The following is a 9,516-nucleotide window of genomic DNA, read 5'->3' as shown; positions in this document are numbered from 1 at the left end:
GTTGTGACCAACTAGCATGAAAAACGTTAGGCAAATGTTAATAAGGAAATTACTATGGAACTCAAACAAGACCCAAGATGTTATACCGATGTGTGTGTTGATGGTAAGTGGTTCCATTATGACCACTGTGGAACTCAAGCTTATATGCTAAAAGGTGGCGCTTCAGCAGTCATTGAGCTCGCTCATGAACCAGCAACAGAGAGTGAGCTAGTTGAAATGTTAGAAAGTATCGCTAAGTAATACTCTTAATAGATAATATAAAAACTAAGCGAATAGGAGTTGATAACACTCTTATTCGCTTAGTTGCTTTAGGTTCATTTAAGCTGTATTTTTCACTAAGCAATGACCACCTGGTTACGCCCTGATTGTTTTGCTTGATATAAAGCGTCATCTGCTGATTTCAAATGCTGTTTGTAGGTACTGCTATTTAATTCTTGATACGTTAAATGAATGGTCGCACCAATTGATGTAGTTAACGCTAACGGACCGGAATACGTTTCTATCGTTTGATCAGCGATTGTTTGCCTTATCATTTCCAACTGTTCGTCTGGGTCTTGAGTGCCAGCAAGCAGTAAAACGAATTCTTCCCCACCCCATCGAGCCAACACATCGTTTGTTGATAGCGCTCGCTCTATACGCTTAGCAACCTCTACCAAAACTTGGTCCCCAATATCATGTCCGTATGTATCATTGACTCGTTTAAATTGGTCTAAGTCCAAAATAGCAAGCGTATACCCGAACGGCGACAAACGGTATGGCATTGGCTGAGTTAACAATTGTTCTAGGTAGCGTCTATTGAATAAACCTGTCAACTCACATCTCGTCGATTGCTTAACCAACTCTTTGTTGGTCTTATGCATAGTGCATAACCTTACCAGAAGTACAGCAAAGCTTATGATGACCATAACACCGAGTACGACAACAATGCGGTCTTTTAAGCTCTGTTTATCTAGCGTCATCTCTGCGAGCTCTTTTTCTGCATTAAGCAGTTCATTCTCTTTCGCTAATGAAGCCGTAGCAAAGTCTTGTTCTAATAAAAAGATATCACTCTGACGCTTTTCAAATAACAGCGCTTTGTTGCCCTTGTAATAAAGCTTGAAATACCGAAGTCCAATTTCACTGTTGCCTTTAGATTCATAGTATTCTGCAAGCGCTTTGAAACCAAGCACCTTCCAACTACGGCTGCCAACAATATCAAACATCGTAGACGAACGTTTTAGATCAAAGAAAACAAAGTTATCTTGGTTCAAACCGATATTTGCTAAAGCTCTGTTTAAGTAACACTGACCCAGTTGGAGTGTGTACTTTGCAACACCCGGGTAACCAATACATTGGTTTGTTACTTTCCTTGCTAACTCAAAGTTTTTTTCTGCTAGCAGTACTTCACTCTGAGCTTTTAGAAGAAGGATTTTGTACCTTTCACTTACGCTATCATCATTAAATTTGGTGGCACTTTTATAAGCCTCTCGACCTTTTACTAAGTCGCCACTGCGTAGATAAGCAAATGATTCATTAACATATAACACACCGATGGTTGAACCATCGCGTAGTCCACTTTTGATATAGAGTTTTTTGGCCTGTTCGATAAGTTTGAGTGCTTTCGGCCAATCTTCCAGATAGATATAAAGCAATGCCATATTCGACATCAACTTACTGTTATAGATATGCCGTGGGTATTTCTTGCCAAGATTTAAGCCCTTATGAAAAAAATACTGAGCTTCGGAAAAATCATTTTGGATGTTTTTGATCGACCCAACAGTGTTGTAGGCTTTTATCAACAGTTCTTCATACTGGATTGATTCAGCGATACTTATTGCTGCTTTAACTTGAGATTCAGCCTCTACTAATTCACCTTGACTCATCTGCTCAATCGCTAGTTCAACTAAAGATTGCGCCTTTAACCACCCCATATCTTCACGCTGTGCTAATGCCTTGATCTGTCGTGTGTATTCAGACACAGCCTGTTTATCGAGATCATGCTGTGCGAGATTCGATAAAATCATTAGTTCATAACCACGATAGATGGCTTTATGTTGCGTAGGGCTCGTTGCTTTTAAGGTTTCAAGCTTTTGGGAGGCAAGCTTTGGATCACCGCGAGACACATTAAGGATTTCAATGAGTTCAGCGCCATATTGAGTCGCTGATAACTCTTTTTCGGGACTGTACGCGCCTGGGGTTTCTGGTCGAATAGTCTGTAAATCGTCGTCATAAGTTGGATAGAGTAAATACAATCCTAGTACAACACTGATCAGTACGACGAGAAAAAATGAGCCTAACACTCTGTTGTTATTCATTTATAAGTGCCATTACTGATTGCATACCAATTTAATCGACGGTTACCTTAAGCGGTTTCACATTGTACCCGACACATATGGAGATTTAAATCCTGCACATGGGTCGATCCGCGTAGTATTTTTCTCATAAATTAGAATAATCAGATAATTTTCTTGATTTAACTCAGGCAATGATTCTGTAAAAAGGCGTTATAGTTATTTTCCTGTTCCAGCCTCCGTGACTTCTTTAGAAACAACGGAGCAAAATGAGAATTAACAATGACCCAAATTAATGAACAACGTCTCGTAGAACATTTCTGCGATCTAGTGAAAATTGATAGTGAATCTCGTAACGAAAAAGCGATTGCTGAAGCTTTGGCTGAGCAACTCGGTGAACTGGGTTTTGAAGTTCACAAACTGGCGGTTCCTGAAGAAGTGTCTAACGGTTTCAACATCTACGCTCGTCTAGATGGCACTCTTCCAGGTAGCACAGTGTTCAGCTGCCACATGGACACAGTAACGCCAGGTATCGGCATTGAGCCAATCATTGAAGACGGCATCATCCGCTCTAAAGGCAATACGATTCTAGGCGGCGACGACAAGTCTGGTATCGCAGCGATCATGGAAGCGGTTCGTTGCATCAAAGCTGAAGGCCAAGAGCACAAAACTATCGAGATTGCGTTTACTGTATTCGAAGAAGGCGGTCTATTCGGTTCTTTGAACTTCGATATGTCTTACATTCAATCTGAGCACGCTATTGTTCTAGATACAGGCGGCCCGATTGGTACTATCGTAAATGCAGCGCCTGGTCAGCAGAAGATTGTTGCTAAAATCAAAGGTCGCCCTGCTCACGCTGGTTTAGCACCAGAAGAAGGCATCAGTGCCATTCAAGTGGCAGCAGACGCGATCACTAAGATGAATCTACTTCGTATCGATGAAGAAACTACGGCAAACGTCGGTATTGTTGAAGGCGGTCAAGCGACTAACATCGTTATGCCAGAACTTAAAGTCGTGGCTGAAGCTCGCTCTCTAAACGGAGAAAAGCTAACAGCTCAAGTTGAGCACATGATCTCTACATTCCAAGAGAGTGCAAAACAGTTCGGTGCTGAAGTAGAAATCGAATCGACTCGTGCTTACGATGCATTCGTTATCGCAGACGATCACCCGCACATTCTTTCTATCAAATCCGCATTCGAGAAGCTTGGCGTAACAGCAAACACTAAACGCACTGGCGGCGGTAGCGATGCAAACAACTTCAACGCGAAAGGCCTAACAACGGTTAACCTTTCTACAGGTATGGCGAAAGTTCACACCACTGAAGAGTACATTGCAGTGAAAGACATGGTCGCAATCACTGAGTTTGTTGTGGCTTACGTGACTCAATAGTCTTACTGGTTAACTAGCCTGTCTTATTTGTTAACTAGACAATCTTACTCGTTGACGAAATAGAAAATGCCATCTAGTTAACGTCAAAAAGCCGAGTTCACATGTAACGTGTGACTCGGCTTTTTTGTTGTCTTAATTTAGACAGAAGTTCCAATCTAAAACCCCCTACGCTTCCAAAACTGCCCTTCGTCTTTCGCAACAAGGTCGAATGTCTTATCAGCAATGATGTTGCCTTTTAGCTCGACGGTCATGCGCCATTTACCGAGTTTGTTGGAGACAGGCGCCCAGATAGTATCGCCTAAGTAAAAATCCCAGTCATTGTTGCCGACATGCTCTTCACCATCGAACGGTTCGAGCACTTCACCCGTGTCGGTGGTGATGTTTGGGTGATAAATGCAGTAACGGATCTTCTCACCTTTGGCTTTTTTGATGTTCAGGATATAGCCAAACTCTACGTCGATTTCAGCATCAACGGTGGTGGTGAACTCTTGGATTTTTGGAAGATCTTTAGATTTGGAATCCCATGTGGAATAGATACCATAAGAAGTCATGTCGACCACAACAGAGCGCTTTGCCATTTCAATCGTTACCTTGAAGTTGTTCTATTAATTTAATTCTATTTGCCATTCAGCCACGCAGCAGAGGAAGAACGAGGCTATTCTTGCCAGTCTCTCGCCATACGCTTAATCACTGACGGTTCAATGTCGTGAATCGTGCCATATTGCTCTCGGCACACTTCGATAATTAATTCTGCTTTATATTTGAGTGCAAGTTGGCGGTAGGCTTTCATTTCCCAATGCTTAATAAAGGTATTCGAAACAACCACATCAAGCCCTTGCTTTAATCCATTTTCAGCCGTGTTTTGACACCACTCATGAGCTTGCTGCAACTGCCTTGGGTCAAAATTATAGTCGCCTTGCTCATTCACGTAATACATATCCGCTTCGACATGCAATGCATCGTAGGTTTTTGCTTTTGTTGACTTGCCGGAACCGGGCAACCCTCGAATGAGTATTAACTTCATCTGTCACTTTACAGGCTAATTTTAAAACATGAGTTTATCTTAAATAGTGACGATTTTCTCTGATAACTACCGTTGCTCAACATCCGAAAACCGAGTCCTTATACTCGACTCAGATAATCACTGAATACAATGAGACTCCCCTCGACGTCGGTGGATGACTTCTGATAGCAAACACAAATAATTTACAACTATCCATTTTGTATATCGACAAGCGTATCAAACTACTATAGATTTAGATGTATAGACGTCTACATATCTAGCTTAGGGAGAAAGCTTTGCCTATTCGCATTCCAGACCAATTGCCAGCATCTGATGTTCTTCGTGAAGAAAACATCTTTATTATGCCGTTATCAAGAGCATCGACACAGGAAATTCGTCCACTTCGAGTCTTGATCCTCAACCTAATGCCAAAGAAGATTGAAACTGAAACTCAATTCTTACGCCTACTATCCAACAGCCCATTGCAAGTCGATGTAGAGCTGTTGCGTATTGATGACCGACCAAGTAAAAACACGCCGACAGAACACCTTGATAACTTCTACCGTCAATTTGAAATGGTCAAAGGGAGAAACTTTGATGGATTGATCATCACTGGTGCGCCACTTGGCTTGGTTCAATTTGAAGACGTAATCTATTGGGATCATCTAAAAACCATCATGGAATGGGCAAACAAGCATGTGACCTCAACCTTGTATGTATGTTGGGCTGCTCAAGCTGGCTTAAAGCTCTTGTATGATTTACCAAAACGAACTCGTAAAGATAAGCTTTCTGGGGTTTACAACCACGAGATACATAACCCGTACCACCCAATTTTACGTGGCTTCGACGATACCTTCTTGGCACCGCACTCTCGCTATGCTGATTTCTCTCAGGAATACTTAGCCGAGCATACCGACCTTGATGTTCTTGCGACTTCTGATGTGGCAGGCGTATACCTCGCGGCGACTAAAGATAAGCGAAACGTGTTTGTAACCGGTCACCCTGAATACGATGCTCATACACTTCACAACGAATACATTCGAGATTTGGGTGAAGGCATGGAGCCGGTGATACCAATCAACTACTACCCGAACAACAATCCAGACAACAAGCCTGTAGCAAGTTGGCGTAGTCATGGACACTTATTGTTTTCAAACTGGCTTAACTACTGCGTTTACCAACAAACACCTTACGATCTGGATCACTTCAGCGAAGACAACTTCACCAAGGACGACTAAGTTCTTTCTTCCGATTCACAAACACATAAAGCCGTATTCCATAGGTTGTTGATAAAACACCAAATTGGACACGGCTTTTTTTATGGTGTTTGAGTCGCATTCCATAATCGACATAACACTTAAGTGTGTTCGATTTCATATCATGGGTCTGTGTTCAAAAGGAGCTGCACATGCCTAACAAGTCGCTATTACCAAAATCCACTCTGTTCTCTCAACTCACGCTACTCGCCTCTCTTTCTTTGGTAGGTTGTGTTTCTGTAACCGAAGGTCCACCAAAAATGGCAAGTGATCCAATTGCGATGTCTCAATCACGTATTGAATTGGGTTTGGGTTACATGGGACAAGGTAATATGGTCAAGGCACGTGAAAATCTAGAGCTCGCTATCAAACACGCTCCTAGCTATTACCGCGCCCAACTTTCGATGGCACATTATTACGAGCAAGTTGGCGAAGTAGATGAAGCAAGAACGACTTACCGCAAAGCACTCAGTCTAGATTCAAGAAACGGCAATGTATTGAATAACTACGGTACATTCTTGTGTAAACAGGGCGAATACGAGCAAGCCGATAAATACTTTAACCGTGCCATCGACCAACCCTATTATTATCTCGTCTCTGCCAGTTATGAAAATGCGGCATTCTGCGCGTTTAAAGCCGGAGAGGTCGAGCAAGCAAAATACTACTTCTCTCGTGCGATTGACCACGACCCAAATCGAGCTAGATCCGTACTACAGCTTTCTAAAATTGAAGTCAGTGAGGCCGAATACAATGACGCTAGGCTCCGCTTATTCAAATTCCACCAGCGTTATGGCTACCAAATTCCATCGCTTAAAATCTTGGTCGATCTCGAAAACAAAGCAGGTAACAGTGCTCTAGAGAAGAAATATCAGAGTAAGTTAGATGAGTTACTTTCTGCTTAGCGCATATGAAAAACACAAAAAAACGGGCTTGTTGCGTTAACAACAAGCCCGTACGTAATTTCAACTTAATGTCTTAACACAGTGCTGCCGCTATTTTAGCGCGATCCACTCTTGTCTTTGCTCGTCGTCCATAAAGGTCCATGTGATAAAGCGACTCACCTTCTGGCCTTGCGACATCTCAACCACTTTTACTTGTTTAGCTCTTAGCTTACCCAGCTCTGAACGAACCATATCGACGTTGTCTTTCTTAGAAATCAATGTCGTGAACCACAATACTTGAGTAGCAAAAAGTTGGCTCTCTCTCGCCATTTTCATAATGAAAGCAGCTTCGCCACCCGGACACCAAAGTTCAGATTTTTGGCCACCAAAGTTTAAGGTTGGTTTCTCTTGCTTAATCGATTTGGCTGGCTTCTTATTCATCTCGGGCTTGAATGACTTGCCCGCTTTCTTAGCTCGGTTTTCCGCTAAGTTATCCAGTTTACGTTGTGATCCCTTTTCCGCCTCTTCTAGAGAACTATGGAATGGAGGGTTACAAATAGTGACATCGTAACGTTCATTATCCTTAATCACGCCTTTAAAGATAGATTCAGAGTCCGCTTGTAGACGAGCTCGGATCTTACCTTTTAGATTAGGGTTACTTTCAGCAATGAAGTTCGCTGTTTTGATGGAGACTGAATCGACATCCGTACCCGTACAGCGCCATTTATACTCTGTCGCGCCAATGATTGGGTAAATACAGTTTGCACCAACACCGATGTCTAATGCTTTCACAGAAGCGTGATTATAAGGCTCACCTTGTCCATCGCTGTTTAGGATGTCTGCCACTCTGTGGATATAATCTGCACGGCCAGGAATTGGTGGGCACAAGTAACCAGCAGGAATATCCCAATGCTTAACGCCATAGTGATGCGCCAGTAAAGCCTTGTTAAGTAGCTTAACAGCCAATGGATCAGAGAAATTAACGGTGTCTTCGCCCGCCGGGTTCTTGATCAGATGTTCTTTTAGCTCAGGTAACGCTGCAACCAATAACTCAAAGTCGTAGCGACCTGTGTGTTGGTTTCTTGGGTGTAATCCACCTTGAGGCTTCTCTGCCGAACGTCTTTTCCGTGCTGCATTCTTGTTAAATACAGTTTTATTGAAAGACGCCTTATTCGATGATCCTTTATTCGCACCCGGTTTACCTTTGCTATCTTTTGCAAAAGGTCGCTTTGCTTTGTTGTCAGCACCTTTGGGAGCACTGTTTTTGCGGTCTGATGTGTTCTTTGTAGAAATACGCTTGTCGCTGCTTGGCTTGCCTGCATTTGGCTTAATATCACCGTGTTTACGGTTACCTTGATCAGCTTGGTTGTCTTTTGTTTTTGTTGATGAGGTACTGTTTTTCGACAGGCTTAGCGTCGTTCTATTTTGTGATTGGCTCATTGGGCTACTTCTTTAAATCTAAATACATCATGAATAAACGGGCATCTAACTCAAGTTGATGATATTCCGGTTCCATGTGACAGCATAGTTGGTAAAAGGCTTTGTCGTGCTCTTTCTCTTTGATGTGCGCCAGTTCGTGTACCACCAACATTCTCAGCAAAGGTTCTGGCGCATTTTTAAAAACACTGGCGATACGAATCTCATTCTTCGATTTGATCTTTCCACCGTGATTCTTCGCGACGTAAGAGTGCAGACCTAATGCATTATTAATTAGGTGTATCTTGCCGTCATAAATCACTTTACTGATCGGTGGTGTTTTTTTCATATAACGATTTTTAATCTCAATCGCATAGTCAAACAGGGCTTTCTCGCTTTTTATTTCATGATTCTTTGGGTAGCGAGCTTCGAACCACGGCACCAACTTTCCCGATTCAACTAGTTGAGTTACCGGGTCGAGAATGTGCTTCGGGTAGCCTTGGATATAGCGTAAAGAAGGATGCATGCTGAAAGACCGTACAAGTTACACCACGACAATACGTTGTGGTCTTGAAAATTGAGCCGCATAGTGTAACTGATCACACTTTTCTAATCACCTAGGATTCGTTACACTTTAGCGAGATTCACCAAGAGCTAGACTCAAAAAGAGATTATAAAAATGAAACGTGTTGTATTGTACGTCGCAGACAAATGCCCGCACTGTAAAGATGCACAGCGCTATTTGGATTCAAAGAAAATTGTTTACCGCCTAACGAATGCAAAGATGCAGCGTGGTCGTAAAGAGTTGCAAGCGATGGGAGCTCGCTCTATCCCCGTACTTAAAATCGGCGACCAGGTGATGGTCGGCTGGAATCAGAAGAACTTCGATAAGATGTATAACTCAAAGAGTACCTAAGTGCTCTAAGCCAGTAATACTTCTATATAATAAAGCCCGAATGTCCAATCTAGGATACTCGGGCTTTGTTGTTCTATACCATTCTAAATCACACGTAGCGCTTAACGAAATCAATAAAGGTTCGGTCTGCCTTCGACAAGTACCCTTCCTTTCTCCAAGCCAAAGATAGATTGAGTTTTACAGGATCTTTAAATGGCACCCCCACAACGTCTTCTTCGTATTCTGTGACCAAACTCAGCAGCGCAGTAATGGCAAACTCTCGTTTTACTATAGAAAGAATCATTGGCAATAAGTTGGTTTCGAATGCGATGGTCATGTCTAGGTTGTATTTTTTACACGTTGCATCGATAAAGTCACGGTGGAAATAACCCGACTTGAACATAAT

Annotated in this window: 11 protein-coding genes; 5 read left to right on the top strand and 6 right to left on the bottom strand. The window is 42.4% G+C overall.

Annotated elements, in window-relative coordinates; all coding sequences use genetic code 11:
- Positions 1 to 54 precede the first annotated feature (54 nt).
- Positions 55 to 240, top strand: a complete 186-nt coding sequence (locus AB4653_RS13880; RefSeq protein ID WP_102258524.1) for a hypothetical protein — start codon at positions 55 to 57, stop codon at positions 238 to 240.
- A 95-nt stretch (positions 241 to 335) separates the two neighbouring features.
- On the opposite strand, the gene AB4653_RS13875 is transcribed toward AB4653_RS13880, so the two are convergent.
- Entirely contained in the window at positions 336 to 2,294 is a 1,959-nt protein-coding gene (locus AB4653_RS13875; RefSeq protein ID WP_012604103.1) for a tetratricopeptide repeat-containing diguanylate cyclase, read from the bottom strand.
- Between the two features lie 258 nt (positions 2,295 to 2,552).
- Here AB4653_RS13875 and AB4653_RS13870 point away from each other — a divergent pair, with 258 nt between their 5' ends.
- Positions 2,553 to 3,659, top strand: coding sequence for a M20/M25/M40 family metallo-hydrolase (locus AB4653_RS13870; protein ID WP_017059177.1), 1,107 nt, complete (start codon positions 2,553 to 2,555; stop codon positions 3,657 to 3,659).
- Positions 3,660 to 3,814: 155 nt separating this feature from the next.
- Here AB4653_RS13870 and AB4653_RS13865 read toward each other — a convergent pair whose 3' ends face one another.
- Together AB4653_RS13865 and AB4653_RS13860 are read right to left on the bottom strand one after the other, a co-directional pair.
- Positions 3,815 to 4,237, bottom strand: a complete 423-nt coding sequence (locus tag AB4653_RS13865) for a DUF3859 domain-containing protein (RefSeq protein WP_017104412.1) — start codon at positions 4,235 to 4,237, stop codon at positions 3,815 to 3,817.
- A gap of 77 nt (positions 4,238 to 4,314) precedes the next feature.
- Complete coding sequence (locus AB4653_RS13860; protein WP_102258525.1) at positions 4,315 to 4,683, bottom strand: ATP-binding protein; 369 nt, start codon at positions 4,681 to 4,683, stop codon at positions 4,315 to 4,317.
- 275 nt (positions 4,684 to 4,958) lie between these two features.
- On the opposite strand from AB4653_RS13860, the gene metA reads away from it, so the two are divergent.
- Together metA and pilW are read left to right on the top strand one after the other, a co-directional pair.
- Positions 4,959 to 5,900, top strand: coding sequence for a homoserine O-succinyltransferase (metA, locus tag AB4653_RS13855; RefSeq protein ID WP_012604106.1), 942 nt, complete (start codon positions 4,959 to 4,961; stop codon positions 5,898 to 5,900).
- Between the two features lie 170 nt (positions 5,901 to 6,070).
- Positions 6,071 to 6,820: a type IV pilus biogenesis/stability protein PilW gene (gene pilW / locus AB4653_RS13850; RefSeq protein WP_102258526.1), complete on the top strand. Its 750-nt coding sequence runs from the start codon at positions 6,071 to 6,073 to the stop codon at positions 6,818 to 6,820.
- Positions 6,821 to 6,910: 90 nt separating this feature from the next.
- On the opposite strand, the gene rlmF is transcribed toward pilW, so the two are convergent.
- Both rlmF and AB4653_RS13840 read right to left on the bottom strand, forming a co-directional pair.
- Positions 6,911 to 8,239, bottom strand: a complete 1,329-nt coding sequence (gene rlmF, locus AB4653_RS13845; protein ID WP_102258527.1) for a 23S rRNA (adenine(1618)-N(6))-methyltransferase RlmF — start codon at positions 8,237 to 8,239, stop codon at positions 6,911 to 6,913.
- Positions 8,240 to 8,243: 4 nt separating this feature from the next.
- Positions 8,244 to 8,741: a YgjP-like metallopeptidase domain-containing protein gene (locus AB4653_RS13840; protein ID WP_004734935.1), complete on the bottom strand. Its 498-nt coding sequence runs from the start codon at positions 8,739 to 8,741 to the stop codon at positions 8,244 to 8,246.
- Positions 8,742 to 8,894: 153 nt separating this feature from the next.
- On the opposite strand from AB4653_RS13840, the gene AB4653_RS13835 reads away from it, so the two are divergent.
- Positions 8,895 to 9,131, top strand: a complete 237-nt coding sequence (locus AB4653_RS13835) for a glutaredoxin family protein (protein WP_012604109.1) — start codon at positions 8,895 to 8,897, stop codon at positions 9,129 to 9,131.
- Positions 9,132 to 9,219: 88 nt separating this feature from the next.
- Here AB4653_RS13835 and AB4653_RS13830 read toward each other — a convergent pair.
- A partial coding sequence (locus AB4653_RS13830; protein ID WP_372104455.1) for a LysR family transcriptional regulator substrate-binding protein occupies positions 9,220 to 9,516 on the bottom strand: 297 nt, incomplete at its 5' end.

Source organism: Vibrio sp. 10N.222.48.A3 (assembly GCF_041475345.1).
GTDB lineage: Bacteria > Pseudomonadota > Gammaproteobacteria > Enterobacterales > Vibrionaceae > Vibrio > Vibrio tasmaniensis_A.
Note: the sequence above shows the minus strand (reverse complement) of the source record. Positions and strands in the feature narration are given on the sequence as shown.